The organism is Mycobacterium simiae, assembly GCF_010727605.1.
In the GTDB taxonomy this organism is placed as follows: Bacteria; Actinomycetota; Actinomycetes; order Mycobacteriales; family Mycobacteriaceae; genus Mycobacterium; species Mycobacterium simiae.
The window spans coordinates 937,617-963,398 of sequence record NZ_AP022568.1; the positions used below are offsets into that span (position 1 = coordinate 937,617).

The following is a 25,782-nucleotide window of genomic DNA, read 5'->3' on the forward strand; positions in this document are numbered from 1 at the left end:
CCTGTTGCCACGATGGGACTGGAATTCTGCAGCGTGATCGACGCGCCGCGCGACACCGTGTTCGCCTGGTATCGACGACCGGGTGCGTTCGAGCGTCTCTCGCCGCCGTGGGCACCCATCCGGCTGATCGCCGAGGCTTCTTCACTCGAAGACGGGCGGGCCGTGTTGGCGCTGCCGGGCGGCTTGCGCTGGGTGGCCCAGCACCGGCCCGACGGCTACGACCCGCCGCGCCAATTCGTAGACTGCATCGGCGGTGACGGGCTGGCGTCGCTGCCGGCACGGGTCGCGATCCGGTGGCAGCACGTGCACCAGTTCGAGGATCTCGGCGACCAGCGCACCCGAGTGATCGACCGGGTGCAGACGCCGGTGCCCGGCGCGGCGTTGCGGCCGATGTTCCGGTACCGACACCGCCAACTGGCCGACGACCTCGCCGCGCATCGGCGTGCCGCCGCAACCGGCCTGGCCCCGTTGACGATTGCTATCACCGGAGCGTCGGGCCTGGTGGGTACGGCGCTATCGGCATTTCTGGGCACGGGCGGGCACCGCGTCATCCGACTTGTCCGCCGAGCCGCACGCCGACGGGGGGAACGCCAGTGGAATCCCGACGACCCGCACCCGGACCTGCTGGCCGGCGTCGACGCGGTCATCCATTTGGCCGGCGCCTCCATCGCCGGGCGGTTCACCGATGAGCACCGCAAAGCCGTGCATGACAGCAGGATTGGCCCGACGCGTCGACTAGCCGAGCTGGTCGCGCGCGGCCCCGATCGCCCGTCGGCCCTGATCTCGGCCTCGGCGATCGGCTATTACGGATACGACCGCGGCGAGGAGATCCTCACCGAAACCAGTGCACGCGGCGACGGTTTTCTGGCCGACGTCGTCGGCGACTGGGAGGCGGCGACGACCCCCGCTGCCCAAGCCGGCGTGCGGGTGGCGCAGATTCGCACCGGCATCGTGCAGTCCCCGCGCGGGGGCACGCGGAAGCTGCTGCGACCGCTGTTTACCGCCGGGTTGGGCGGCCGGCTCGGCGACGGACACCAATGGTTGTCGTGGATAGGCATCGACGATCTGGTCGAGGTGTATCACCGCGTCCTGTGGGATGCCACATTGTCGGGACCGGTGAATGCCGTTGCCCCCCAACCTGTCCGCAATGCGGAATACACCCGGATCCTCGGCGACGTCCTGCACCGGCCGACGGTGTTACCCGTGCCGCCGCTGGGACCGCGGATCCTGCTCGGCCGGCAGGGGGCGCGCGAACTCGCCTTGGCCAATCAGCGCGTCGGTCCGGAAAAGCTCGCCCGAGCCGGACACGGCTTTCGTCAACCGGAGTTGAGCCAGGCGCTGCGGCACCTCCTCGGGCGCACGGGCTAGCGCCGCGCCGGTAGCAATCCGAACAACCGGCCTTCGCGGCTGCGCCGGTAGGCGTGGGCGCGCAGGTCGGCGAGCCAGCCGGGATACAACGTCAACCCGGGCGCGGTGTTGAGGACCGGATCGAACGACACGTCCGCCTGCTGCGGGTCCATCACAGTCGACAGGTGCAGCCGCGCCAACGGGGTGAAATCGCCTCGCCCGCGGGCCTGGTCGAGCGTCACGTCGATCCCGCCGTGGTCGATGCGCCGTGCGAGGTCGTCGAGCGACAGCCCGTTGCCGCGGATGTCGGTCTCGATGCGGGCGCGTAACCACCACGGACTGTCGCGGTAGCGCACCGGCATCAAATTGGACAGGGTCTGCCCGGTCCAGGAGGTGACCGGGCGCAGCGCCACGGCCCGAGTCAGCACGCCCGATCCCGCGGAGACGAGCAGTATGTCCCACGGCGCGGCGCATGACTGCGGTGCATCGATCCGGATGGCCAGCCCGATGAGATCGGGCAACGATCCCGGCGTTCCGAGCGCCTTGGAGACCCGGACGATGACATCGCTCGACGGCAACGGCAGCCCGCATTGCGCGGGTGCCACGCGTTCGGCACGTCCTTGTGCCAGCACCCCGACCGGATGGAAGAACCGTCGGCCCCGGACGGCGGATCCCACGCGGAACGGCAAAGCAACCACGTCGGCAACACTCACGGGCGGGCTCCTCTTGGTCGTGTCGGTTTGGCGCGCTCCAGCCGGTGACGCCCCGCGTACCCGCCTGTCTGCCGGCCAAACCCCACGCGGCGCGACCACCCGGGCGATTTCATATCAACTATTTAATGTTTAAAATTTTGAATTATGTGGCATGTTGGTGTGACCGGGGCGCTCGACGCGCCGTCGCGCCGGGCCTGTTTGTTGTTGCACCGAAGGGGTACCAACGCGTGAATCCAAGCCGTTCACAACGGCGGCCGACCGACCGTGCGAGGGGTGCTTCGGTGGCAACCGTGCGTTCGTTTCCCCAGCTCCGTTCCGTGGCGCCAATGCCCGATGCCGTTGCGCTGCTGGCCGACCCGGGACAATTGGGCGCCTGGCGTCAAGGGGTGCGACAAGCGGTGCTGGCGGAGGTGGCGGAGTTCGTAGCAGCGCGTTGCGCCGCAGACCTGGGCCCCTGCGGGGTCGACGTAGCGGCCGAGGTATTGACCGAATTCGTCCAGGGCGGCAAATGCCTGCGGTCGACGTTCATGTACCTGGGCTGGCTGTGCGGCGCACCGCCGGACAGCGCGGCGCTCGCGGCGGCCGCCAGCCTGGAACTGCTGCAGGCGTTCGCGCTGCTGCAGGACGACGTGATGGACGCATCGCCGTCCCGGCGCGGCCGTCCGTCAGCGCACGTGCAATTCACCGAGTGGCACCGGCGACGGGGTCGTTCCGGGTCGTCGCAGAAGTTCGGCGAATCGGCCGCCATCCTGCTCGGCGACCTGTGCCTGGTGTGGGCCGAGCAGATGCTGCGCGACAGCGGTGTGCACCAGGGGGCGCTGGGACGCGCCTGGCCTCGCTACGACGCTATGCGCACCGAACTCGCGGTCGGTCAATTCGCCGATGTGGCAACCAATCTGCGTGATCTCCCGACGATGGAATCGGTGCTGGCGGTGGCCCGGATGAAGTCCGGCAACTACACGGTGCGCCGGCCGCTGGAGATCGGCGCCGCCATGGCCGACTGCGACGACGTGGTGCTAGCCGGGCTGAGCGAGTACGGGGCGGCGCTGGGCGAAGCCTTTCAGCTGCGCGACGACATTCTCGGCGTCTTCGGATCACCCACGGCCACCGGCAAACCCAACGGCGGTGACCTGAACGAGCGCAAGGCCACCAGTGTCGTGGTCGCCGCCTACCAGCTTGCCGACGCCTCCACCCGCCGGCAGTTCGGCGAACTGATCAACCGTGACCGCCTAGACGCGGATGCCGTCGAGCATTGGCGCACGCTGATTTTGGCTACCGGCTCCGTGCAATTCATCGAGGAGTTGATCGATGACCGAGTAGCCACCGCACGAAAGGCACTGGACGGCAGACCGTTTGACGAGCTGGCATTGGCCGCGCTGATCGATATGACAGACGTGTGCACCCGGCGGGCCGCATGAACGCCCGACGAGACCGGGTGGTCGTCGTGGGCGCCGGATTCGCGGGCCTGTCCGCGGCGCTGCACCTGGCCGGCCGGGGACGGGAGGTGACGGTCGTCGAGCGCGAGGGCTGGCCCGGCGGCCGAGCGGGACGGCTCGACGTCGCCGGGTATCGCATCGACACTGGGCCCACCGTGCTCACCATGCCCGACATCATCGACGAAACCTTCGCTGCCGCCGGTAAAGACCGCACCCGGTTCGTCGACTTGCAACCGGTGGATCCGGCCTACCGTGCGATGTTCGCCGACGGCAGCAGCATCGACGTGCACGCCGACGCCGACCGGATGACCGCCGCGGTACGCGAATTCGCCGGCCCGGAACAAGCCGCAGGGTACCTGCGATTGCGCGCGTGGCTGGAACGGCTGTACTGCACCGAGTTCGATGGATTCATCGGCGCCAACTTCCACTCACCACTGTCGCTGGTCAACAAGCGGCTGGTGCAACTGTCGGCGATCGGTGGATTCCGGCGCTGGGACACCATGGTCAAACGCCATATCGGCGACCCGCGGCTACGGCGGATCTTCACGTTCCAGTCGCTGTATGCCGGTGTCGCGCCGCAACACGCCTTGGCGGTCTATGCGGTGATCGCCTATATGGACACGGTCGCCGGGGTCTTCTTCCCACGCGGCGGGGTGCGCGCCCTGCCCGATGGCCTCGCGGCCGCAGCGGTCGAGGCTGGCGTTGAATTCCGGTACGGTGCAACGGTTTCTGCGCTGGAGCGGGCGGGGGCCCGGGTCACGGCGGTGCGCACCGTCGACGGCGAGCGCATCCGGTGCGATGCCGTCGTGCTGACCACCGAGCTGCCGCAGACCTACGCACTGCTGGGGCGGCGGCCGCGCCGGTTGGCACCGCTACGCCCCGCGCCCTCGGCGGTGGTCATGCACGTCGGATTCCGCCCCGCCGACGCGACACCGCACGCGCATCACACCATCCTGTTCGGCGAGTCGTGGGAGCAGACGTTCACCGACATCATCCGCCATGGCCGGACCATGCGGGACCCGTCGCTGTTGGTGGCCCGCCCCACCGTCAGCGACCCCACCCTGGCGCCGGACGGACGCGGCCTGCTTTACGTGTTGGCCCCGGCGCCGAACCTGTCCCGTGGTGACATCGATTGGTCGCGGCACGGCGAGGCCTACGCCGGCACCCTGCTGGATGCGGTACGCGACCGCCTGCTGCCCGAGTTGGGCGAGGGCGCCGAACTGCTGGGCGTGTCCACCCCCGCCGATTGGGCCAGCCAGGGCATGGCGGCCGGGACGCCGTTCGCGCTTGCCCACACCTTCGCCCAAACCGGGCCGTTCCGGCCGGCCAACACCGTGCGCGGAATCGCGAACGCCGTGCTGGCCGGGTCGTCGACCGTGCCGGGTGTGGGGGTACCGACGACGATGATCTCCGGACGGCTGGCCGCGGACCGCATCACCGGGTCGGACTCCCAAACACACGGGGCGGCAAGGGTGCTGGATCTGAAGGTGCCGCTGCCATGATCCGCACCGAACTGGACGCGGCCGGTGTCGCCGACCCGACGCTTCGCCTGGCCTATCGGCACTGCCGGCAAATCGCCGCCAAGCACGGCCGCACCTACTTCCTGGCCACTCGGCTGCTGGCCCCCGACCAACGTCCGGCCGTGCACGCGCTGTACGGCTTCGCCCGCCACGCCGATGACATTCTCGACGAATTCGACCCGACGCTGGACACCGCCGCGCGCGCACGACGCCTGCAGCGGCTCTCCGATCACCTCTTCGCCGCCGAGCGGCATCCCGCGGAGCCGGTGATCGCGGCGGTCACCGACACCATCGGCCGCTACGGCATCGCCACCGACCTGTTCGAGGACTTCCTCACCTCGATGGAGATGGATCTCACCGTCACCGACTATCCCACCCGCGACGCCCTCAACGTCTACATGCGCGGCTCGGCGGAAGTGATTGGCTTGCAAATGCTTCCGATCCTGGGAACCGTCGCAGGGCCGGACGAGGCGGCGCCGCATGCGGCCGCCCTGGGCCGCGCCTTTCAACTCACCAACTTCCTGCGCGACGTCGACGAGGACCTGCAACGCAACCGGATCTACCTGCCCGCCGACGAACTCGCGAGCTTCGATGTCGACCGCCAATTGCTGCTGTGGTGTCACGAGCACCGCCGCACCGATCCGCGGGTGCGTGCCGCGCTGGCGGCCCAGCACGAGATCACCCGCAAGATCTACCGGTTCGCCGCCGAGGGCATCGCAGCGCTGGCTCCGCGCTCGCGCCCCTGCGTCAGCACCGCGTTGACGCTGTACTCGGAGATCCTCGATCGCATTGCGGCAAGCGACTTCTCGGTATTCAGCGGCCGGGCGAGTGTCGCAACGTCGCGACGACTCCGCGTTGCCGCGGGCGGCCTGCTGCGATCGTGGCGGCTGCGACTCGCCGAAGCCGGGCAGCAGAATCGCGGTGCGGCGTGACCGACCGTTGGCAATACCTGATCGTGTTGGGGTTGTGCGTGGCGATCACCGCACCGCTGGAATTCTTCGGCCCGGGGGTCTACCGGCAGCCACTTCGGCTGCTGCGCGCGGTGCTTCCGGTGGCCGCCGTGTTCCTGGTCTGGGACGCCGTCGCCATCGCCGCCGAGGTGTGGACCTACAACGGCGCCTACATCAGCGGCCTGCACATTCCGTTCGGGATACCCATCGAGGAAGTGCTGTTCTTCGTGGTGATTCCGTTGTGCGGCTTGCTGACCTACAACGCGGTGACCGCCATCCTGGCGCGGAGCAAACGCCGATGACCGGGCTGGGCTACACCGTGCCCGCCGTCGCATCGGTGTTGGCGGTGATCGGGCTGGAATTCACGTTGCTGCATACCGGGTTGTTCCGCCGGCTCGGGTACTGGTTGTCGATGCTGATCGTGCTCGGTTTCCAGGTGCCGGTGGACGGCTGGCTGACCAAGACCAGCGCGCCGGTGGTGATCTACAACGGCCGCGACACCAGCGGGGTGCGGTTCCCGCTCGACATCCCGATCGAGGACTTCCTGTTCGGCTTCGCACTGGTCACCGCCGTCCTGCTGCTGTGGGAGTACCAGCGTGCGCATCGATAGCCGGGGTCTGCCCCGCCGCGACGTGCCGAGCGCCTTCGACGTTGGGGCGCGCGCGTATGACCGGCTGGTCGGCGCCAACCCGGGCTACCACGCCGGTCTCCAGCTCTGCGCGCGCCGGATGCGAATACCCGACCGCGGCCGGGGGCTGCGGCTGCTGGACGCGGGCTGCGGCACCGGTGCGTCCACGGCGGCGCTGCTTCGGGTGGCTCCCGAGGCCCAGATCGTCGCGGTCGACGCCGCGGGCGCAATGCTGGCCGCCGCGCGGGCCAAGCGTTGGCCCGCGTCGGTCCGATTCGTACACGCGCGTATCGAGGAGCTCACCGCGCACGGCGTCAGCGGCCCATTCGACGGCATCCTGGCCGCCTACCTGCTGCGCAACCTGGCCGACCCGGATGCTGCGCTGCGCGCATTCCGCGACCTGCTGCGCCCGGGCGGCACGCTGGCGGTGCACGAATACTCGGTGCGCGATTCCCCTGCGGCGACGTGGATTTGGCATGCGGTGTGTTGGGGCATCATCATTCCGGCCGGCTGGTGGCACACGCGGGACACGGTGTTGTACCGGCATCTGTGGCGCAGTGTGCTGGCGTTCGACGGGGCCGCGCAATTCCGCAGCCGAATGAGCGACGCGGGCTTCGTCGCGGTGCACCACGACACCGTGGCGGGCTGGGAACGCAATGTCGTGCACACCTTCGTGGGGGTGGCGCCGTGACGATCGACGGCCGCCGCCACCGCCGCCCCGCACCCCCCGGGCTGCCCGACGCAAGCGCGCTGTCGTCCCGCCCCCGGGCCGTGGTGGTCGGCGCCGGCATTGCCGGGCTGACTGCGGCCACCGCCCTGGCCGAGCGCGGCGTCGCCGTCGACGTGGTGGAGCGCGAACCCTACCTGGGCGGGCGGGTGGGCGGCTGGACCGAGCCCGCAAACTCACACGGGGACAACGGCTTCCCGATGAACCGGGGATTCCACGCCTTCTTCCGCCAGTACTACAACCTGCGGTCGCTGCTGCGCCGCGTCGACCCGCAGCTGCGGATGCTGGTACCCGTCGACGACTACCCGTTGGTCGACGGTGCGGGCCGGCGAGACACTTTTCGAGGACTGCCGAGAACACCGCCGTGGAACGCACTTGTATTCGCGTTGCGCAGCCCCACATTTCGATTCGGCGATTTACTGCGCCTGGACGCCCGCGCCGCCGCCCCGCTGGCCGCCGTGTCGGTGCCGGACGTCTACTCCCAGCTCGATCACATCGACGCCGAGACCTTCCTGAAGAGCATCAACTTTCCGCAGTCCGCTCGGCATCTCGCGTTCGAGGTGTTCTCCCGCAGCTTCTTCGCCGCACCGGAGCAGCTCTCGGCCGCCGAACTGGCGACGATGTTCCACATCTACTTCCTCGGCTCCAGCGAGGGCCTCATCTTCGACGTCGCGAACGCGAATTTCGACGCGAGCCTGTGGAATCCGCTGCACCAGTACCTGCAGGACCGGGGTGTTCGGGTGCACCTCGACACCGCGGTGCGGCGGATCAACCTGTACACCGCGGCGTCCGGATACGTCGAAACGCATTCGGGAGACCGACTCAACGCCGACGCCGTGGTGCTGGCAACCGACGTGCGCGGCCTGCAACAGGTCGTGGCTGCATCCCCGGGCCTCGGTGACAACCGGTGGCGCGCCCGGATCCACGAGTTGCGCACCGCCCCGCCGTTTGTCGTGCACCGGCTGTGGCTGGACCGGCCGGTCGATTCCGGTAGGCCACCGTTCCTGGGCACCTCGGGGCATCCGCCGCTGGACAACATCAGCGTCCTCGAACGATACGAGCGCGAAGCCGCCACCTGGGCCCGCCGCTCGCGGGGCTCCGTCATCGAATTACACTACTACGCAGTCGATTCCGATACTTCTCCGGAAGACGGGATCCGACAGCTGCATCGGATGTATCCGGAGACGGCGACCGCCCGCGTGCTGCACCAATGCGTGCTGCACCACAGCGACTGTCCGCTGTTCGCCCCCGGCACGCATGCCCGGCGCCCCACCGTGACGACGCCGCATCCCGTGCTGATGCTGGCCGGCGACGGGATTCGGGTGGACCTGCCGGTGGCATTGATGGAACGTGCCGCCACCACGGGCTGGGTCGCCGCCAATCGGCTGCTCAGCGGGTGGGGGCTGGCCGGCCACGAGCTGAGCACCGTTCCCCTGGGTGGACGCTCGAAGCTCCTTCGATCGCTAGCCCAACGGCAACGGCGGACACGATGAGCGTGCGCGATCGACTCCGCAGCCGCTGGCCGAAAGGCTGGCCGATCGAGGTGCTGGCGCAGCACCCGTGGGCTGAGCAACGGCCGACCTATGCCGACGCGAAGCCGAGCATCATCGAGGCCGCGTTGACTCGGTCCCAGCGCAGGCCGACGGGGAACTGGTATGCCTTCGCGGCCAGCCGCGATGTTCGGCCCGGCCGGCCGTTCGGCGCCCGCGTGGCGGGCATCGAGCTTGTCGCCTGGCGGGATCGCGACACAAATCTGTGCGTCGGCCCCGCCGCGTGTCCGCACCTGGGGGCGGATCTGGCCACCGGTGCCGTCCGCGGCGGCGTGTTGTTCTGTCGCTGGCACGGTTTGGCGTTCGACGGCCAGACGTGCGAGATGCGCTGGAAGCCCTTGCCCAGCCATGACGACGGCGTGCTGGCCTGGGTGCGCCTGGACGCCGTCGGCGCCGAGACGCCGCTGGACGCGCCGGTCGTGCCAGACCGACCGCCGAGCCCGACAGTGCACGCCGTCGCCCGCAGCGTCGGCCGCTGCGAGCCCTGCGACATCATCGCCAACCGGCTCGATCCCTGGCATGGCGCCTGGTTTCACCCGTACTCGTTCACCCGTCTCGAGGTGTTGAGCGTCCCGACGGACAGCGACGACCGGTTCGTCGTCGCGGTCACGTTTCGGATGGGCCCCGTCGGAGTGCCGGTGCTCGCGGAGTTCACCAGCCCCGAGGCACGCACCATCGTGATGCGCATCGTCGAGGGCGAAGGCACCGGCAGCGTGGTGGAAACTCATGCCACACCGGTGGGCCCGGGGCCGGACGGCGCCCCCACCGTCGCGGTCATCGAAGCCGTCGTCGCGCACTCCGAACGGCCCGGCTTCCGGCACGCCGGGCGCGCCGCGCCCTTGATCACCCCGCTGGCGCGCTATGCCGCCAACCGGCTGTGGCGCGACGATCTCGACTACGCCGAACGCCGCTACCGGCTCCGCGCCGGCGATTCCGACACGCGCCGGCTCGTGTAGTTCAGGCTCGAGCGCGCGGATACGCTGGGACGTCTGATGAAGGATCCGGGAAGTGACCAAGCGCCGCACATCTGACCCGCAACTCAGCCGGGCTGAGTTGGAACGATCGTTGTCGGCCGATTTGCGGGCCATCACTGCGAGGTCGGATCGCGTCGGCCGTCATTTCGCCCGAATGAACGAGGTGAGCAGCAGCGACTTCCACGCGCTCCTGCACATCATGGTGGCCGAGACGGCGGGCGAGCCGTTGACGTCGGCGCAGTTACGACAACGGATGGACGTGTCGCCGGCGGCCATTACCTACCTCGTCGATCGGATGATTGAGGCCGGCCACATCCGGCGTGAAGCCGACCCGCAGGACCGGCGCAAGTGGCTGTTGCGTTATGAGCCCACCGGAATGAGCATGGCGCACGCGTTCTTCAAACCGCTCGGCGCCCATTTCAGCACCGCGATGGCCGATCTGAGCGACGACGACTTGCGGGCCGCGCACCGGGTGTTCACCGCGATGATCACCGCGATGTCGACGTTCGAAGACGAGGTTCTCCGCGCGGCAGCGGGCCCGCCGCAGGACTCCGATCAGCGTGCCGGGGGTCAGCGTCAGGGCGCTGCGCGGTAAACGCCGCCGCGCTGCCCACGATTACCCGCCATCGTTCCCGCCCGCGACGGTGGTCAATCCGACGCCGCGCAGTGCCTCCAGATTCCACGCGCCACAGCCGTGCAGGCATACCCGCATCTCGTCGATGATGTCGCGCAGCACAGCCGTCACCGCGGCAGCGGACTCGATGGCCGCCGACAGCAGCGGGCGGGCAACGGCCACCACGTCGGCACCTAGGCACAGCGCCTTGGCGGCATCCGTTCCGGTCCGGATGCCGCCGGAGGCGACCAACGGGAGGCCGGGCAGCGCTGCACGCACCTCTCGTACCGCCTGCGCGGTCGGTATGCCCCACTCGGCCAGATCGGGGTAGCGCACTTGGCCGTAGCGGACGAGTTGCTCGACCCGCGACCACGACGTGCCGCCGGCCCCGGCCACATCGATCGCGGCCACCGGGGGTTCACCGGTCAAGCGCAGGAGTTCACCGACGGCACCAGCGCCGATCCCGTGCCCCACTTCCTTCAGCAGCACTGGATAACCCAGCAGGCCGGTCAGGTCATGCAACCGGTCCAGCGAGCCGGCGAAGTCGGTGTCGCCGTCGCGCTGGATGGCTTCTTGTAACGGATTAGTATGCACGGCAAGCGCATTCGCACCCACCCGGTCGAGTGCCGCAGCGATGTCGGACAGCGCGTCCTTGGTGAACTGGGACAGGCCGATGTTGCCGAGCAGCAGTACGTCGGGCGCCACGTCACGCACGGCGAAGCTCGCCGCGGCCCGCTCCCCCGATGGGCCGCGCAGCATGACGCGTTGCGATCCGAGCATCATGCCGATGCCCAATTGTTGTGCCGCGGCAGCCAGATTGCGGTTGATTGTCCCGGAGAGGCGGGCGCCACCGGTCATGGCTCCGATCAGGATTGGCGCCCGCAGCCGCACGCCGAGAAATTCGGTGGACAGATCGATGTCGCCGAGGTTGGTCTGGGTCAATGCGTTGTACGTCAGCCGATAGTGCTCAAGGCCCGTCGTCACGTGCCGGTACCCGACATCGTCGTGCAGACAGACGTCGATGTGGCGGCGCTTGCGGGTGCTGATCTGGCCGCGACGGTCCATCGTCAGGTCATACCCATCCGGGCAGCGCGGACGCGCGTCTGTTCGATGAGCTGCCGCATGGTGTGTGGTTCTTCCAACTCCGCACGTTCGGTGGTGCCCAGGTCCGGGTACCTCAGAATCGCAGCATACTGGTTTTTCCGCGCGATCGTTAAGTTGATTAAACATTAATTTTCTGAAATAGTGGGGCAAATGTCCGACGCTCTCGCCAGCTGGGTCACCGACCGCCGTTCGTGGCGGTGGGCGCTGGCTGCGGTGCTGCTGGGCATCGGCTTCATCGTGTTGATCGGTGAAAACGCCGCGGCAGCCCAGGCGCCGCAGTTGGTTCCGGTCGACTCGGACTCCGCGCAAATCGCCAGCCTGGCACGCCAGTTCCCGGACGGCGACCACGCGCCGGTGCTGCTGGTCGTCAACCGCGTCGACGGCGCCCCGCTGACGGCCGCCGACATCGCGGCCACCGGGGACGCCCGCGACCGGATGCAGGACGCGGTGACGCCGTTCGCATCCAGCCATCCGCTGCCGCCGACGGTGTCGACGGATGGCAAGGCGGCCATTGGCGTGGCGACCATTCGGGCAGAGCTATCCGGCCTGGTACTGAGTCAGGGGGTGGCCGCGCTGCGCAGCGCTGCCCACAACGGCCTGCCGGCCAATCTCGTCGCGCACGTGACGGGCGGCCCCGCGTTCGGCGCCGATATCGCCAACGCCTTCACCAATGCCAACATCACGCTGCTGGCCGTGACGGCGTCGGTGGTGGCCGTGTTGTTGATCGCCACCTATCGCTCCCCGGTGCTGTGGCTGGCGCCACTGCTGGTGATCGGGTTCGCCGATCGTGTCGCAGCCGCGATGGGCACGGCGGTTGCGGCCGCGACCAGCTTGAGTTTCGACGGCTCCACCTCCGGCATCACCAGCGTGCTGGTCTTCGGAGCCGGCACCAACTACGCGCTGTTGCTGATTTCCCGCTACCGACAAGAACTCCGGTTGCACGTCGACCATCGCGACGCTCTGCGGCGGGCGGTGGGCAGGGCCGGACCGGCCATCCTGGCCAGCAACGCCACCGTGGTGCTGGCCCTGCTCACCTTGCTGTTCGCCGCCACCCCCAGTACCCGCGGCCTGGGCGCGCTCGCAGCCTGCGGACTGGTGATTGCCGCGGCATCGGTCCTGGTGATACTGCCGCCGTTGCTCGCGGTGTGCGGCCGGCCGATATTCTGGCCCTTCATCCCCAAGGCCGACGGAACCACCGGCCCCGATGCGGGGCCCTGGCACCGCGTGGCCGAACGGGTCTCCCGCCGACCGGCCGTCGTGGCCGTGCTCGCGATCACCGCGCTGGGCGTGCTGGCCACCGGCCTGCTCGGAACCCGCATCGGCCTGTCGCAGACCCAACAGTTCCGGGTGCAAGCGGATTCGGTGTCCGGCTACGACGTGGTTTCGGCGCACTTTCCGGCCGGTCGGGCCAACCCCACGCTCGTTGCCGGTCCCACGGCCCGGGCGCCGCAACTGCAGGCGGCCATCGCCGCCACCCCCGGGGTGGTGTCGGCAACCGAAACGGGCCGATCGGTGACCGGTATGACGAAATGGTCGGTGGTTACCAACTCGGCACCGTCATCAGATCAGGCATTCAAAACGATTGTCGCGCTTCGACATTCAACGAAGTCCGTCGCACCGTCGGCGTTGGTCGGCGGCCCCGACGCACAAGCCGTCGACGTCCGCGCCGCCGCCGTCCACGACCGGCTGATGCTGATCCCGGCAATCCTGGCCGTGATCCTGGTCGTCCTGTCCGTGCTGCTGCGCTCGGCGCTGGCACCGCCGAACCTGCTGTCCGCGACCATCCTCGGCGCGCTGGCCGCGCTCGGGCTCGGTGGTTGGACGAGCAGGCACGCCTTCGGTTTTCCCGCGCTGGACGACAGCACGCCGCTTTTCGCGTTCCTGTTCCTGGCCGCCCTTGGCGTGGACTACACCATCTTCCTGGTCACCCGTGCCCGCGAGGAAAGCGAACACCACGGCACCCGCGACGGCATGATTCGCGCCGTGTCGGCCACCGGCGGCGTAATCACCAGTGCTGGAATCGTTTTGGCGGCGGTTTTCTGCGCGCTGGCCGTGTTGCCGCTGATCGTGCTGACACAGCTCGGCATCATCGTCGGTCTCGGCATCCTGCTCGACACTTTCGTGGTGCGCACGCTGGTGATCCCGGCGATCTTTGCCCTGATCGGCGATCGGATTTGGTGGCCCGCGACCCCTACTTCACCGGAAACCATTGAGCTGCACAGTAATTGGCTACAACAAGAACGGAGCAGGCGGTGAAGCCCTCGACGTTGGCCGCGACAGCCCTGGCAGTTGCCGTGGCCGCGGGCACCGGAAGTATCGCCAGCCCGCGACGGACGCCGGCGTGGTTCGCGCGACTGCGCAAACCCTGCTATCAGCCGCCCGACGCGGCCTTCCCGGTGGTGTGGACCGGCCTGTACGCCGACATCGCCACCGCCTCGGCGGTAACGCTGGACACGTTGCGCGCCGCCGAACAGCACGACGAGGCGCGCCGGTATGTCACGGCGTTGGCGACCAATCTGGTGTTCAATGCCGGGTGGAGTTGGCTTTTCTTCCGGTTTCACAAGCTCGGCCCGGCCGCGATCGGTGCGGCCGCACTGACCGTCAGCAGCGCCGACCTGGCCCGCCGCGCCGCCGCCGCGGATCCGCGCGCCGGGTTGGCGCTCTCGCCCTACCCGGCCTGGTGCGCATTCGCGACCGTGTTGTCCACCCACGTCTGGCGGCTCAACCGCAGCAGCCGATAATGCCCGCGCTGTTGTGGTTTCGCCGCGATCTGCGGGTTTGGGACCACCCCGCGCTGCTGGCCGCGGCCGGCAGCGACGAGGTGCTTGCCTGCTTCGTGCTCGACCCGCGATTGGAGAAATCGTCGGGTCAACGTCGCCTGCAATTTCTGGGCGACGCGCTGCGGGCGCTGCGCGACAACCTCGATGGCCGGCTCCTGGTGGTGCGCGGGCACCCCGAGCACCAGATTGCGCTCCTGGCGAGCAAGATCGACGCAGCGGCGGTCCACGTCTCCGCAGACTTCGCGCCCTACGGCAAGCGACGCGATGAAAAGGTCAGCGCAGCACTCGGTTCCATCCCACTGGTGGCGACGGGGTCGCCCTACCTGGTTTCGCCGGGGCGGGTGAAAAAGTCGGACGGCACCGCGTACAAGGTCTTCACACCGTTCCTTCGCCAGTGGCGGGTGACCGGATGGCGGGCACCGGCGAAGTCCGATGCCACGTCCGCGCGCTGGATCGATCCGGCCGACGTCCCAATCCGGGCCTGCGCCATCCCCGACCCCGGTGCCCCCTTGGACATCGCGGCCGGGGCCGCGCAGGAGCGATGGAAGTCCTTCGTGCGTGACGGGCTGAAAAGCTATGACACCGACCGCGACAGGCCCGACATGGCGGGCACCAGCCGGATGTCTGCCCACCTGAAATTCGGCACCATCCACCCCCGCACCATGGCCGCCGACCTCGACCCGCGCGACCGCGGAGCCCAGGCGTATCTGCGCGAGTTGGCGTTTCGCGACTTCTACGCCGACGTTCTGCATCACTGGCCGGGGAGCGTCTGGCGTAACTGGAACAGCCACTTCGATGACATCGAGATCGACACCGACGCCGACGCCCGGCGCCGCTTCGAGGCGTGGAAGGTCGGGCAAACCGGATTTCCGATCGTCGACGCGGGAATGCGCCAGCTGCGCCAGACCGGCTTCATGCACAACCGGGTACGGATGATCGTCGCGTCTTTTCTCGTCAAGGATCTCCACCTGCCGTGGCAGTGGGGTGCCGCATGGTTCCTCGACCAGCTCGTCGACGGCGACCTGGCCAACAACCAACACGGCTGGCAGTGGTGTGCCGGGTGCGGTACCGACGCCGCGCCCTACTTCCGCGTGTTCAACCCGAACACGCAGGGCGTCAAGTTCGATCCTGGCGGGGATTACATCCGGCAGTGGGTTCCCGAGCTCCGCGGCGCCGTTGACGTGCACTTGCGTACCGGTAATCGCCCGCCCGGCTATCCTGCGCCGATCGTGGACCACGCCGCCGAGCGCAGGGAGGCTTTGCACCGCTATCAGGTGTTGAGTTCCTAGCCGAAATGGCCCCGCGAGCGACCCCAGAAAATTTGCGGAATAGCCCTCACATGGCGCTCTGTCATGCGATTATCAGCCGATTCGCAGTTGCTGATGCGCCAGGGAGGCGATATGGCTGGCTCGCTCGTTCGGACATTGCTGATTTGCGGTGCCGCCGCCGGCCTGATGGCCGGCGTCGACGCGTGCTCCTGCTCGATCGGATCGTCGTCGTCGCACGCCGTAGCCAAGAGCGACGTCGCCAGCCAGATCACCCAGAAGCTGACCGACGCTCAGGGCAATAAGCCCGAGTCCGTGGACTGTCCGGGCGACCTGCCCGCCACGATCGGAGCACAGCTGAACTGCACGATGAAGGTGAAGGGCGTCGCCTACAACGTCAACGTGACGGTGACCAGTGTCAACGGCAGCGACGTCAAGTTCGACATGGTCGAGACCGTCGACAAGAACCAGGTGGCCACCGCCATCAGCGACAACATCACCCAACAGGTCGGAACCAAACCCGAATCGGTGACCTGCCCGGACAACCTCAAGGGCGTGCAGGGCGCAACGTTGCGCTGCAAGCTCGTCACCAACGGTGAGACCTACGGGGTGAACGTGTCGGTCACGGGCGTCGACGGCGGCACCGTCGACTACCACTTCGTCGTCGACGACCGCCCATCAGGGGGCTAGCGGGCCGCCTTCTTACGCTCGATATCGGCCAGTGCGGCAGCCAATTCAGCACGCTGGGCAGCCGAGCTCTCCCAGGACAGCTGCCGGTTCTTGACGACCTTGGCCGGCGCACCCACCGCGATCGAGTAGTCCGGGACCACCCCGCGCACCACCGCGTGGGAGCCGAGCACACAGCCGCGCCCAATCGACGTGCCGCGCAGCACCGTCACCTTCACCCCGACCCAGGTGTCCGGCCCAATCCGGACCGGGGACTTGACGATTCCCTGGTCCTTGATGGGCAAGGTGATGTCGTCCATCCGGTGATCGAAATCGCAGACATAGCACCAGTCGGCCATCAGAACCGAATCGCCGAGCTCGATGTCGAGGTAGGCGTTGATTACGTTGTCGCGGCCCAGCACGACCTTGTCGCCGAACCGCAGTGAGCCCTCGTGCGCACGGATCGTGTTCTTGTCGCCGATGTGTACCCACCGGCCGATCTCGAGTTGCGCCAATTCGGGTGTCGCGTGGATCTCCACGCCCTTGCCGAGGAACACCATGCCGCGGGTGATGATGTGCGGGTTGGCCAGCTTGAACTTCAGCAGCCGCCAATAGCGCACCAAGTACCACGGCGTATAGGCCCGGTTACGCAGCACCCACTTCAGCGAGGCCAGCGTCAGGAACTTGGCCTGGCGTGGGTCCCGCAACCGTGATCCTCGCCAGCGGCGATGGACCGGGGCGCCCCACATGCTCGTCATGGCCGGAAAGCCTAACGCGGGCAATCATCCGCGCGCGAACCGCCACGGGTTACCCTCACCTGTACTCAATCGCCGCCGAACGACCGGGTCTGCCGACGAGCGGCCCGCCTCGCAAGAAGGATTTGGGAAACCGAACGTGCTTGCCCGACAACTAGTCCGTGGGCTTCGGCGTCCGTCTTGCGTGGTGTTGGCGGCCGCGCTTGCGGTGGGGCTCGGCGGTTGCGGCAACACCGATTCGTGGGTGGAGGCGGCGCCCCCGCCGGGGTGGTCGGCGCCCTACGCCGACGCGGCCAACAGCAGTTACACGGCGACCGGCGGCGCCGACAAGCTGTCGCTGCAGTGGACCCGCTCGGTCAAGGGCAGCCTGGGGGCCGGTCCAGCCCTGAGCGGCAACAGTTATGTGGCCCTCAACGCGCAAACCCCGGCCGGATGTTCGCTGATGGAGTGGGAGAACAACGACAAGGGTCGGCAGCGCTGGTGCGTGCGGCTGTTTCAGGGCGGCGGCTTCGCCGGTCCGCTGTTCGACGGCTTCGACAACCTCTATATCGGCCAGCCGGGCGCCTTCCTGTCGTTCCCCGTGACGCAGTGGACCCGGTGGCGTCAACCGGTGATCGGGATGCCTTCCACGCCAAGGTTTTTGGGTGGTGGCCAACTGCTGGTCACGACGCACCTGGGACAGGTGCTGGTGTTCGACGCGCACCGCGGCATGGTGGTGGGCAGTCCGCTGGACCTGGTCGACGGGGTCGATCCGACGGACGCGACGCGTGGGCTGGCCGATTGTGCGCCGGCACGGCAGGGCTGCCCTGTCGCGGCGGCCCCCGCCTATTCGACGGCGTCGGGTATCGCCGTGCTCGGCCTCTGGCAGCCCGGAGCGCCGGCGGCGGGACTGGTTGGGCTGAAGTACCACCGCGGCCAGACTCCCCTGATCACACACGAGTGGACCAGCGGCGCGATCGGCCCCGGCGTCATCGCCAGCCCGGTGCTCTCGGCGGACGGCGCGACCGTCTACGTCAACGGGCGCGACCAGCGGTTGTGGGCCCTGTCGGCGACCGACGGCAAGCCGAAGTGGTCGGTGCCGCTGGGCTTTTTGGCCCAGACACCGCCCGCGGTCACCCCGCAGGGCCTGATCGTGGCCGGCGGCGGGCCCGACACTCGGTTGGCGGCGTTCAAGGACGCGGGCGATCACGCCGATCAGGTGTGGCGCCGCGACGACGTCACCCCGCTGTCCTCGTCGGCGCTGGCCGGCGGCGCCGTGGGTTACGTGGTGACCGGCGGCCCGGGCCGCGACGGCGCCGCGGGTATGTCGCTGCTGGTATTCGATCCCGGCGACGGCCACACGCTCGGCAGCTACCCGTTGCCCGAGGCGACCGGATATCCCGTCGGCCTGGCGATCGGCACCGATCGCCGGGTGGTGGTTGCCACCAGCGACGGGCAGGTCTACAGCTACGGGCCGGCTTAGGCCCGCTCACATCTCAGATCGCCAGGGGCGGGATCGCGTTGCGCGGTACCTGGGCTTGTTTGGCGCCGGCGAACGCGGGCAGCAGCTCCCCCGGCGCGAAATAGAAGATCAGCTGGTCGTCGGTGATGGCAAAGTTCTGGTAGTGCGACGGGTCGCGCCCCGACGAGGGCAGGATGGCCGCGCCGAAGGCGTTCTGCCGATCCAGGTCGCGCTGGACTAGCGGGAAGATCGCGTCCAGCGGCGAGGTGTTCGGCGCGAAGAGCGTGTCGAAGGTGATGGGTTGCTTGGTGCCCAGGTTGTAGTTGAACGACTTGTACCAGGTCGACGTGTGGGAGCCGCCGACGTCTTGAAAGAACTTGAGCACCACACTGCGGGTGTTATGCGGTGGCTGACCGGCGTTGTGCTGCTCGGTGGTGGCCTCCAATTGATAGGGCTGGTCGCGGGGCCCCGAGGTCTGTGCGACGGCCAGGAATCCGTCGCGGTTCTGCGTGATGTAGTCGGTCAGGGCCTGCTGGTCGGGGTAATCGGCCGGGAAGATCAGGTTGAGCGTGTAATTCGGCCCGGTCGCGCGCACATGACACAGCTCGCCCGCTTCGATGGTGCCCGCCAGGCTGGCGCACGAAGCCGGTTCGGCGGCGGCGGGCCCGCCTAGCACCACCGCGGTGAGGAGCACCGCAGCCGCGATCACATAACGCATAACTTGAATTGTCCTTGTCGACGGCGATGGTGAGGTCCCCCCGAATGAACCGCCGACAGCGTACCGGGCGTCACCGCGACGGACGGCAGACATAGGCCGTGGCACGAGCTGCGGGCCCCCCGGCGCGCATCGAGCCAATGCGGGTCAAGACCACCGCCAGGGACTGGCTGCCGCGCAGGCGCAGCCGTCGCCGCAACGCGTCGGGGTCGACCTGGAGGCCGCGCACCAGAATTTCCACAGCGCCGCAGTCCAGCCTGGCCAACACCTGCCGAAGCCGGCGCTCGTCGAAATCCAGCCGCTCGAGCACCTCGAACCCCCGCTGGGCGGGCGGCAGTTGATCGCCGGACAGGTAGGCAATGTCGGGATCGAGTTGCCATAGGCCGTGCCGGGCGCCGTACTGACGCACCAGGCCGGCCCGGACGACGGCACCGTCCGGGTCGACGATCCACCGCCCGGCCGGCCGGACGTCGCAGTCGCCCGGCTCGGCATCGGTGAGTTGTTCGCCCCGATCCAGCACGCTGGCCCTACGCCGAACCCCCGGCTCGGCCAGACCGGCCGACCAGAGGCAGGCTTCCCGCACCGAACCCCGGTAGGACGTCACCTCGATTTCGCCGTCGAAGCCCAGACGGGGCAAATCATCGAAATTTATTCCGGGAGCACACTTTACGACGAGATCGCGACCCCGGTAGCAGTCCAGGACTGCGTCGAGCGCAGGCTGATAGTCGGTGAAGTCGAACCGGCGCCGCCCACCCCGGCGGCGCGCGGGATCCACGACGACGACCGCATCCCGGGTAACCGGGTGCAGGGCGTCGGCGCGGCAGAGCTGAGCATCGGGACCCAGGTTGTGGGAGGCCATCGCCAGCCGCACCGGGTCGATATCGCTGCCCACCACTGCGGCGCCCGCATCGCGCAGCGCCGCCACTTCGGTGCCGATCGAACAGGTCGCATCGTGGACCACGGCGCCGGCCGCGCTCACCCGTGTGGCCCGGTGCTGGGCCACCGGCGCCGCGGTGGCTTGCTGGAGCGCCTCGTCGGTGAACAGCCAGTGCGACACGTCGCCCAATTTTTCGGTGGCCCGCCGGCGCAGCAGCGTGGTTTCCACCAGCACCGGCGCCCGGTCACCGAATCGGGACCGCACGGCCGCGATGTCGGCGATACGGGTGGCGTCGGACAACGAATATTCAGCGACCACCGCCAGCGCCGCGGCACCCGATTGCGACCGCAGGTAGCCGACATCCTCGGGAGTGAAGCGCAGGCCCGAAATGGACGGGTTCAGCAGGGTTTGACCCCGGTGACCATCACGTTGTAGAACCAGCCCTTCGGCGCGACGTGCCGCCAAATGTTGGCGTCCACCCAGCTCAGCGCCTTCCAGCCGTTGAACGCGAACTTCGCCCAGCCCCAACCCAGCCGCCCCGGTGGCACGGAGGCCTCGAAGGTGCGCACCGGCCAGCCGAACATCGCCGCGGTGAACTCCTCGCTGGCGGTCGCGACTTGCTCGGCGCCGGCGTTGGTCGCCATCCGCTCCAGGTCCTCCGGCGCGAAGGTGTGCAGGTCGACGATGGCTTCCAGCGCCGCCACACGGGAGGACTCGTCGAGCTCGACCTGCGGGCGCCGCCAGCTGCCCAGACCGGGCAGCTTGGTGACGTTGGTGGCGACCCGCCAGGTCAGGGTGGACAGCGAGCGGGCGTAGACCTCGCCGACGTTGGTCGGCTCGCCGGCGAAGACGAATCGGCCGCCGGGCTTCAAGACTCGGATCACCTCGCGCAGCGACAGCTCGACGTCGGGAATGTGGTGCAGCACGGCGTGCCCGACCACCAGGTCGAAGGTGTTGTCGTCGTACGGGATGCCCTCGGCGTCGGCGACCCGCCCGTCGATATCCAGCCCCAGCGACTGCCCATTGCGAGTGGCAACCTTGACCATGCCGGGTGACAGGTCGGTGACCGAGCCGCGCCGCGCCACGCCCGCCTGAATCAGGTTAAGCAGGAAAAACCCTGTGCCACAACCTAATTCGAGGGCACGGTCGTAGGGCAGCTCGCGCTGCACGTCCTCGGGCACGGCGGCGTCGAACCGGCCCCGCGCGTAGTCCACGCAACGCTGGTCATACGAGATCGACCATTTCTCGTCGTAGGTCTCGGCCTCCCAGTCGTGGTAGAGCACCTGGGCGAGCTTGGTGTCGTGCCGCGCGGCTTCGACCTGGTCGGCCGTGACATGGGCGGCCGGAGTCACTTCGGTCATGGAGGGCAGCCTAACTGCCGACCGATCCGCCTTCGAACGAGGTGAAGTGCTAATCGGCAGTACCGGCCTAAACTCATCGACGTGGCCGACATCCTTCATGTCAGTGATGAGGGGCTGCAGGTGCTGGCAGCGCACTGCGAGAAGGTGTCGGCGGAGCTGATGGCGGCGACTCCGCCGCCCCGGGCTGGGTTGCCCATCCAAGCGACATCCGGCGCCGTCGGCGCCGCCCACGCGGCTCTCGGTGGAGCCATCGCCGCCCTAGCCCGACGAGCGCAGGCAAGCGCAGTCACATCGGCTGCGGCGGGCGCCGAGTTCGCACTGACGGACGCCAATGGCGCGCAGCAAGCCGCAGCCATCGGTGACTCCGTTCCCCAGGTGTAACTGGTGGCAGGGCTCGGTGGCGTGGGATTGCCGTCCCTCTCGGAGATCCAAGCCTGGGATGTCGCTCATTTAGAAGGTGCGGCCACTGACTGGAAAGCCACTGCCGAACGTTGGGAGTCCTCCTTCACCTCTATTCATCGGGTTACCGTGTCGCCGGGCGGAACGGTGTGGGAGGGCGTCGGGGCCGAGGCGGCACAGGAAAGAGCCTTCGCCGATCTGGTGCAGGTGCGGGGACTGGCTGATGTGCTGCACGAATCTTCGGCGATAGCGCGCCGAGGAGCTGAGACTCTCGATGCCGCCAAACGCAGTGTGCTCGACGCGGTCGAAGAAGCGAGTGACGCCGGATACGTTGTGGGCGAGGACCTTTCGGTAACACCACCGCGAGCCGGTGTGACGGCTGCGGCCCAGGCGCAGGTCTATGCCGCCGAGATTCAGCAACGCGCCGCGCAATTGGTCGCCCATGACGCGGCGCTCGCCGCCAAGATCACCGTGGCCAGCGCACCTCTAAACGGCGTTACTTTCCCGGAAACACCTCCCATGGCTCGGGCGCTCGGCGCCGGTTTCAAGCTGGACCATCCTTGGGATCCCTACACCGATCAGCCCGCGCACGGGCCATTCGAGCCAGTCCAGCCGGGTCAAACCCAGTTCGATCCAAAAACCGGAACGGTCCAGGGCGGCGGCGGTCCGATCGGCGGGAAAGGCGGTGCTGGCGCGGCCGGCAAAGGCGCCACCGGAGGCGCTGAGCCACCGCGGGTGGGCAAGGATGGAGGCGAGATACCGAAAAATGTGCGAGACACATTGGAACAGATCGATGCCGGCAAATGGCCCGGGTCTGCGAAAGCGCCAGGCACGAAGGGAGGAAGCGCTTTTGAGAACACGCCACCTCCTGGCCGACCCCCGCTTCTGCCAACCACAGATGCATCTGGCAAACCGATTACGTACCGGGAGTGGGACGTCAATCCCAAGGTATGGGGCGGGGACCGGGACGAGGAACGCATCATTACCGGAAGCGACGGCTCGGCTTGGTATACCAAGGATCATTACGGAACATTTCACAGGATGCGATAGTGATGGCACACACCGTGAACCTCGACCAGTTTCTACAGCAGGCGATCGACGGCGGCCCGTGCATCGCTGTACGTCAGGAAACTCGGTCACCACTGTCGCCTCCAGCCGGGGTCGAGTTTCGTACCGTCGATGGGTCGAACGCAAAGACACTGAATGCCCTCTTCAGCGCCTTCGCTCTGGTTTGGGATTTTCCGCCCTGGTTCGGCCACAATTACGCGGCGTTTGATGATTTGATGCGAGATCTCGACAACCTAACCAATAAAACGCTTGAGAAGCCCCCTGCTCACGCGTATCTGACCGAGGTCGCCCGTTCCCATCTCTTACTGGTCGACGAGCCCGAGATTTTCTCTTGGTTCGCCAACAAAATGTCGTTTTACCGCAATTACTACCGTGACGAACTCAATCCGCCAGCGGCCTTCGGCTTATTGCTCTCCGCACCAACAGATCAACTTCGAGGAGTCCGGGAACGCTGGACTTCGGCCGGCGTGGAGGTCGCAGACGTGGAGGCATGAGCATTTTGCCCGGAGTTTAAGTGCCCGCCTCGAACACCGCATTGATGCCGGCCTTGGCGGCAGCCAGCGCTTCGCGCGGGCCGTCCAGGAAGCGCCGCGCCCAGGCCGCGGCGGCGTCATACACGTCGTCGGGGGCCACCATCTCGTCGATGAGGCCCAGCTGCAGGGCCTCCTCGGCGTCGACGAAGCGCCCGCTGAACACGAGTTCCTTGGCCTTGCTCTCCCCGACCGCACGGGTCAAGCGCGCGATGTCACCGGGCACCCGGCCGGAGAGGATCTCGGTCGCCCCGAACTTCACGTTGTCGCCGCTGATCCGCCAGTCGGCGGCCAACGCCAGCGTCAGCCCAGCACCCAAGGCGTAGCCGGTCACTGCCGCGACGGTCGGCTTCGGGATGGCCGCGACGGCGTCGACGGCCTGGGCGCGCACCCGATCCGCGAAGTCGGCCTCGGCGGCGCTGAGTGTCTCCAGCTCGGGCAGGTCGTCTCCGGCGGAGAAGATCTCGTGGCCGCCGAACAGGATCACCGCGGCCACGTCGCCGCGTTGGCCCAATTCATCTGCTGCCGCGGTGATTTCGCGGTAGACCTGGCGGGTCATCGCGTTGGTCGGCGGCCGCGACACCAGCAGCACGGCCAGGCCGGCGTCCTGCGAGCCGTCACTGACCACGACATGGACGAACTCACTCAATGCCGCCACCCCATGCCGCCCTTTTCGCGGGCCTGGTGGTAGCGGTCGGAGTCGAAGAACTCGAAGATCCAGTTGTCCCCTTGGATCTCCAAATGTGGTTGCACCGTGACGATTTGGCGTTCGACGGCCAGTACTTCGGTGACGGTGTGCCCGGCCAGCGAGTCCAGCTGGGTCCAGGTCGGCGGCAGCAAAAAGCAGCGTCCCGCCTCGAAGTCGTCGATCGCGGCCTGGGGCGTCGACCAGCCGGCATGGTCGGATTCGGTGTTCTGGCCGTCGGCTCGCTGACCCTGGGGCAGGGCCCCGACGAAGAAGTAAGTGTCGTAGCGACGGGTGCGCTCGGCTTCCGGTGTGACCCAATTAGCCCACGGCCGCAATAGGTCTGAGCGCAGCACCAGGTTTTCGGTACGCAGGAAGTCCGCGAACGACAACGTTCGCTCGTCCAGCGCGTGACGAGCATCGGCGTAGACCGACGGGTCGCCGACGATGCTGTCCGAGCCGTCGGCCGGGCCGGCGAACAGCACGCCCGACTCCTCGAAGGTCTCCCGGGCCGCCGCGCACACCAGCGCCGCGGCCAGCTCGGGGTCGACACCGAATCGCTGTGCCCACCATTGTGGGGACGGACCGGCCCACGCGATATCGGCGTTGCGGTCGCGGTCGTCAACACCGCCACCGGGGAAGACGATCACGCCCGGGGCGAACTCCATTTTCGAGTGGCGTCGCATCAGGAAGACCTTCAACCCGCCGGGCGCGTCGCGGACCAACATCACGGTCGCCGCCGGGCGGGTCGGCAGGGGTGCTGGGGTGGTCATTCCGCCCTCCTGCGGTGCGCCGCGCGAGGACGGACACGCCGTGCGAAGTACCGCCCGTCGATCACCTCCAGGGCGATCTGCTGTCCAAACGCGTCGGACAGGTTCTCCGAGGTGAGCACGTCGGACAGCAATCCGGCCGCCACGACCTGCCCCTCCGACAGCAGCATGCAGTGGCTGAAGCCGGGCGGAACCTCTTCGACGTGATGGGTGACCAGCACCAGGGCCGGCGCGTCGGGGTCGGCGGCCAGGTCGGCCAGCCGCGCCACCAACTCCTCGCGGCCGCCCAAATCCAGGCCCGCGGCGGGTTCGTCGAGCAGCAGCAGTTCTGGATCGGTCATCAGCGCGCGGGCGATCAGCACCCGTTTGCGCTCCCCCTCCGACAGCGTGCCGTAGGTGCGGTCGGCCAGGTGTTCGGCACCCAGGCTTTCCAGCATGTCGAGCGCGCGTCGGTAGTCGACGTCCTCGTAGCGCTCCCGCCACCGGCCCAGCACCGAGTAGCCGGCCGATACGACCAGGTCGCGAACAATCTCGTCGCTCGGGATGCGTTGCGCCAGCGATGAGGAGCTGAGCCCAATCCGGGCCCGCAACTCAGACACATCGACCCGGCCCAGCCGTTCGGCGAGCACGAATGCGACGCCGCTGGACGGATGCTCGCCGGCCGCGGCGATCCGCAGCAGCGACGTTTTTCCCGCGCCGTTGGGGCCGAGGATCACCCACCGCTCGTCGAGTTCGACCGCCCAATCCAACGGACCGACCAGGACGTTACCGCCGCGGCGCAGCGAGACGTTTCGGAAGTCGATCAGAAGATCGGGATCGGCCACGGGCTCGTCTGTTACAGAGTCTGTTTCGGGGCCGGTTTCGGGCACCCGACCATCGTGCCGCATGCCGTGCGAACCACCCAATCG

Annotated in this window: 26 protein-coding genes and 1 pseudogene; 18 read left to right on the forward strand and 9 right to left on the reverse strand. The window is 68.1% G+C overall.

Annotated features, from left to right (window positions below; all coding sequences use genetic code 11):
• Positions 1 to 12: 12 nt before the first annotated feature.
• Positions 13 to 1,368, forward strand: coding sequence for a TIGR01777 family oxidoreductase (locus tag G6N33_RS04225; RefSeq protein ID WP_101528585.1), 1,356 nt, complete (start codon positions 13 to 15; stop codon positions 1,366 to 1,368).
• Here the strand turns inward: G6N33_RS04225 and G6N33_RS04230 are convergent.
• Positions 1,365 to 2,060, reverse strand: a complete 696-nt coding sequence (locus G6N33_RS04230; RefSeq protein ID WP_044510578.1) for a hypothetical protein — start codon at positions 2,058 to 2,060, stop codon at positions 1,365 to 1,367. The genes G6N33_RS04225 and G6N33_RS04230 overlap by 4 nt on opposite strands.
• 326 nt (positions 2,061 to 2,386) lie before the next feature.
• Here G6N33_RS04230 and G6N33_RS04235 point away from each other — a divergent pair, with 326 nt between their 5' ends.
• Genes G6N33_RS04235 through G6N33_RS04275 form a run of 9 tightly spaced genes read left to right on the forward strand, consistent with a single transcriptional unit; the run spans position 2,387 to position 10,440 of the window.
• Entirely contained in the window at positions 2,387 to 3,478 is a 1,092-nt protein-coding gene (locus tag G6N33_RS04235; protein WP_044510576.1) for a polyprenyl synthetase family protein, read from the forward strand.
• Complete coding sequence (gene crtI, locus G6N33_RS04240; protein ID WP_101528589.1) at positions 3,475 to 4,998, forward strand: phytoene desaturase family protein; 1,524 nt, start codon at positions 3,475 to 3,477, stop codon at positions 4,996 to 4,998. Before G6N33_RS04235 ends, crtI begins: the two co-directional genes overlap by 4 nt.
• On the forward strand, positions 4,995 to 5,948 hold the full coding sequence (locus tag G6N33_RS04245) for a phytoene/squalene synthase family protein (RefSeq protein WP_044510574.1): 954 nt from the start codon (positions 4,995 to 4,997) through the stop codon (positions 5,946 to 5,948). Before crtI ends, G6N33_RS04245 begins: the two co-directional genes overlap by 4 nt.
• On the forward strand, positions 5,945 to 6,268 hold the full coding sequence (locus tag G6N33_RS04250; RefSeq protein ID WP_044510572.1) for a lycopene cyclase domain-containing protein: 324 nt from the start codon (positions 5,945 to 5,947) through the stop codon (positions 6,266 to 6,268). The genes G6N33_RS04245 and G6N33_RS04250 overlap by 4 nt, the downstream gene beginning before the upstream one ends.
• On the forward strand, positions 6,265 to 6,576 hold the full coding sequence (locus G6N33_RS04255) for a lycopene cyclase domain-containing protein (protein WP_044510571.1): 312 nt from the start codon (positions 6,265 to 6,267) through the stop codon (positions 6,574 to 6,576). Before G6N33_RS04250 ends, G6N33_RS04255 begins: the two co-directional genes overlap by 4 nt.
• Positions 6,563 to 7,285, forward strand: a complete 723-nt coding sequence (locus tag G6N33_RS04260) for a class I SAM-dependent methyltransferase (RefSeq protein ID WP_101528584.1) — start codon at positions 6,563 to 6,565, stop codon at positions 7,283 to 7,285. The genes G6N33_RS04255 and G6N33_RS04260 overlap by 14 nt, the downstream gene beginning before the upstream one ends.
• Entirely contained in the window at positions 7,282 to 8,814 is a 1,533-nt protein-coding gene (locus G6N33_RS04265; RefSeq protein WP_163771464.1) for an FAD-dependent oxidoreductase, read from the forward strand. The genes G6N33_RS04260 and G6N33_RS04265 overlap by 4 nt, the downstream gene beginning before the upstream one ends.
• The gene (locus G6N33_RS04270) at positions 8,811 to 9,827 is read left to right on the forward strand and encodes a DUF5914 domain-containing protein (RefSeq protein WP_044510570.1); all 1,017 of its coding nucleotides are present in this window, start codon (positions 8,811 to 8,813) and stop codon (positions 9,825 to 9,827) included. Before G6N33_RS04265 ends, G6N33_RS04270 begins: the two co-directional genes overlap by 4 nt.
• Positions 9,828 to 9,879: 52 nt before the next feature.
• Positions 9,880 to 10,440, forward strand: a complete 561-nt coding sequence (locus tag G6N33_RS04275) for a MarR family winged helix-turn-helix transcriptional regulator (RefSeq protein ID WP_044510569.1) — start codon at positions 9,880 to 9,882, stop codon at positions 10,438 to 10,440.
• A 21-nt stretch (positions 10,441 to 10,461) separates the two neighbouring features.
• Here G6N33_RS04275 and fni read toward each other — a convergent pair whose 3' ends face one another.
• Complete coding sequence (fni, locus tag G6N33_RS04280; protein ID WP_101528608.1) at positions 10,462 to 11,523, reverse strand: type 2 isopentenyl-diphosphate Delta-isomerase; 1,062 nt, start codon at positions 11,521 to 11,523, stop codon at positions 10,462 to 10,464.
• Between the two features lie 189 nt (positions 11,524 to 11,712).
• Between fni and G6N33_RS04285 the strand changes: the two genes are divergently transcribed.
• The 4 genes from G6N33_RS04285 (at position 11,713) to G6N33_RS04300 (ending at position 16,297) form a co-directional block, all read left to right on the forward strand.
• Entirely contained in the window at positions 11,713 to 13,818 is a 2,106-nt protein-coding gene (locus tag G6N33_RS04285) for an MMPL family transporter (protein ID WP_101528609.1), read from the forward strand.
• Positions 13,815 to 14,303, forward strand: coding sequence for a TspO/MBR family protein (locus G6N33_RS04290; protein WP_044510567.1), 489 nt, complete (start codon positions 13,815 to 13,817; stop codon positions 14,301 to 14,303). The genes G6N33_RS04285 and G6N33_RS04290 overlap by 4 nt, the downstream gene beginning before the upstream one ends.
• On the forward strand, positions 14,303 to 15,631 hold the full coding sequence (locus G6N33_RS04295) for a cryptochrome/photolyase family protein (protein WP_044510565.1): 1,329 nt from the start codon (positions 14,303 to 14,305) through the stop codon (positions 15,629 to 15,631). The genes G6N33_RS04290 and G6N33_RS04295 overlap by 1 nt, the downstream gene beginning before the upstream one ends.
• Before the next feature lie 111 nt (positions 15,632 to 15,742).
• Positions 15,743 to 16,297: an anti-apoptotic protein gene (locus G6N33_RS04300; protein ID WP_044510563.1), complete on the forward strand. Its 555-nt coding sequence runs from the start codon at positions 15,743 to 15,745 to the stop codon at positions 16,295 to 16,297.
• On the opposite strand, the gene G6N33_RS04305 is transcribed toward G6N33_RS04300, so the two are convergent.
• Positions 16,294 to 17,031, reverse strand: a complete 738-nt coding sequence (locus tag G6N33_RS04305) for an acyltransferase (RefSeq protein WP_044510561.1) — start codon at positions 17,029 to 17,031, stop codon at positions 16,294 to 16,296. The genes G6N33_RS04300 and G6N33_RS04305 overlap by 4 nt on opposite strands.
• 181 nt (positions 17,032 to 17,212) lie before the next feature.
• On the opposite strand from G6N33_RS04305, the gene G6N33_RS04310 reads away from it, so the two are divergent.
• Positions 17,213 to 18,490 (forward strand): outer membrane protein assembly factor BamB family protein, encoded by a 1,278-nt coding sequence (locus G6N33_RS04310; RefSeq protein ID WP_101528610.1) that lies wholly within the window; start codon positions 17,213 to 17,215, stop codon positions 18,488 to 18,490.
• A gap of 13 nt (positions 18,491 to 18,503) precedes the next feature.
• On the opposite strand, the gene G6N33_RS04315 is transcribed toward G6N33_RS04310, so the two are convergent.
• From G6N33_RS04315 to G6N33_RS04325, 3 genes are all read right to left on the reverse strand, one after another.
• Positions 18,504 to 19,187, reverse strand: a complete 684-nt coding sequence (locus tag G6N33_RS04315) for an esterase (RefSeq protein WP_044510556.1) — start codon at positions 19,185 to 19,187, stop codon at positions 18,504 to 18,506.
• Between the two features lie 70 nt (positions 19,188 to 19,257).
• Complete coding sequence (locus G6N33_RS04320; RefSeq protein WP_231382710.1) at positions 19,258 to 20,466, reverse strand: class I SAM-dependent methyltransferase; 1,209 nt, start codon at positions 20,464 to 20,466, stop codon at positions 19,258 to 19,260.
• On the reverse strand, positions 20,460 to 21,422 hold the full coding sequence (locus G6N33_RS04325; protein ID WP_044510552.1) for a class I SAM-dependent methyltransferase: 963 nt from the start codon (positions 21,420 to 21,422) through the stop codon (positions 20,460 to 20,462). The genes G6N33_RS04320 and G6N33_RS04325 overlap by 7 nt, the downstream gene beginning before the upstream one ends.
• Positions 21,423 to 21,503: 81 nt before the next feature.
• Here G6N33_RS04325 and G6N33_RS04330 point away from each other — a divergent pair, with 81 nt between their 5' ends.
• The 3 genes from G6N33_RS04330 to G6N33_RS04340 are packed head-to-tail and all read left to right on the forward strand — an operon-like array spanning position 21,504 to position 23,383.
• A complete protein-coding gene (locus tag G6N33_RS04330; protein ID WP_049919237.1) occupies positions 21,504 to 21,803 on the forward strand; it encodes a hypothetical protein in 300 nt (99 codons plus the stop codon).
• Positions 21,804 to 21,806: 3 nt separating this feature from the next.
• On the forward strand, positions 21,807 to 22,871 hold the full coding sequence (locus tag G6N33_RS27825) for a ribonuclease domain-containing protein (protein WP_332107466.1): 1,065 nt from the start codon (positions 21,807 to 21,809) through the stop codon (positions 22,869 to 22,871).
• A gap of 2 nt (positions 22,872 to 22,873) precedes the next feature.
• Positions 22,874 to 23,383 carry a barstar family protein gene (locus G6N33_RS04340; RefSeq protein ID WP_049919234.1) on the forward strand — a complete coding sequence of 170 codons (510 nt, stop codon included), beginning with the start codon at positions 22,874 to 22,876 and terminating at the stop codon, positions 23,381 to 23,383.
• Positions 23,384 to 23,411: 28 nt separating this feature from the next.
• On the opposite strand, the pseudogene G6N33_RS04345 reads toward G6N33_RS04340, so the two are convergent.
• The 3 genes and pseudogenes from G6N33_RS04345 to G6N33_RS04355 form a co-directional block, all read right to left on the reverse strand.
• A pseudogene (locus G6N33_RS04345) lies at positions 23,412 to 24,068 on the reverse strand (enoyl-CoA hydratase); the annotation flags it as partial.
• On the reverse strand, positions 24,065 to 24,877 hold the full coding sequence (locus tag G6N33_RS04350) for an NUDIX hydrolase (protein ID WP_044510550.1): 813 nt from the start codon (positions 24,875 to 24,877) through the stop codon (positions 24,065 to 24,067). The pseudogene G6N33_RS04345 and the gene G6N33_RS04350, both read right to left, overlap by 4 nt.
• Positions 24,874 to 25,761: an ABC transporter ATP-binding protein gene (locus G6N33_RS04355; protein ID WP_101528611.1), complete on the reverse strand. Its 888-nt coding sequence runs from the start codon at positions 25,759 to 25,761 to the stop codon at positions 24,874 to 24,876. Before G6N33_RS04355 ends, G6N33_RS04350 begins: the two co-directional genes overlap by 4 nt.
• Positions 25,762 to 25,782: the final 21 nt, after the last annotated feature.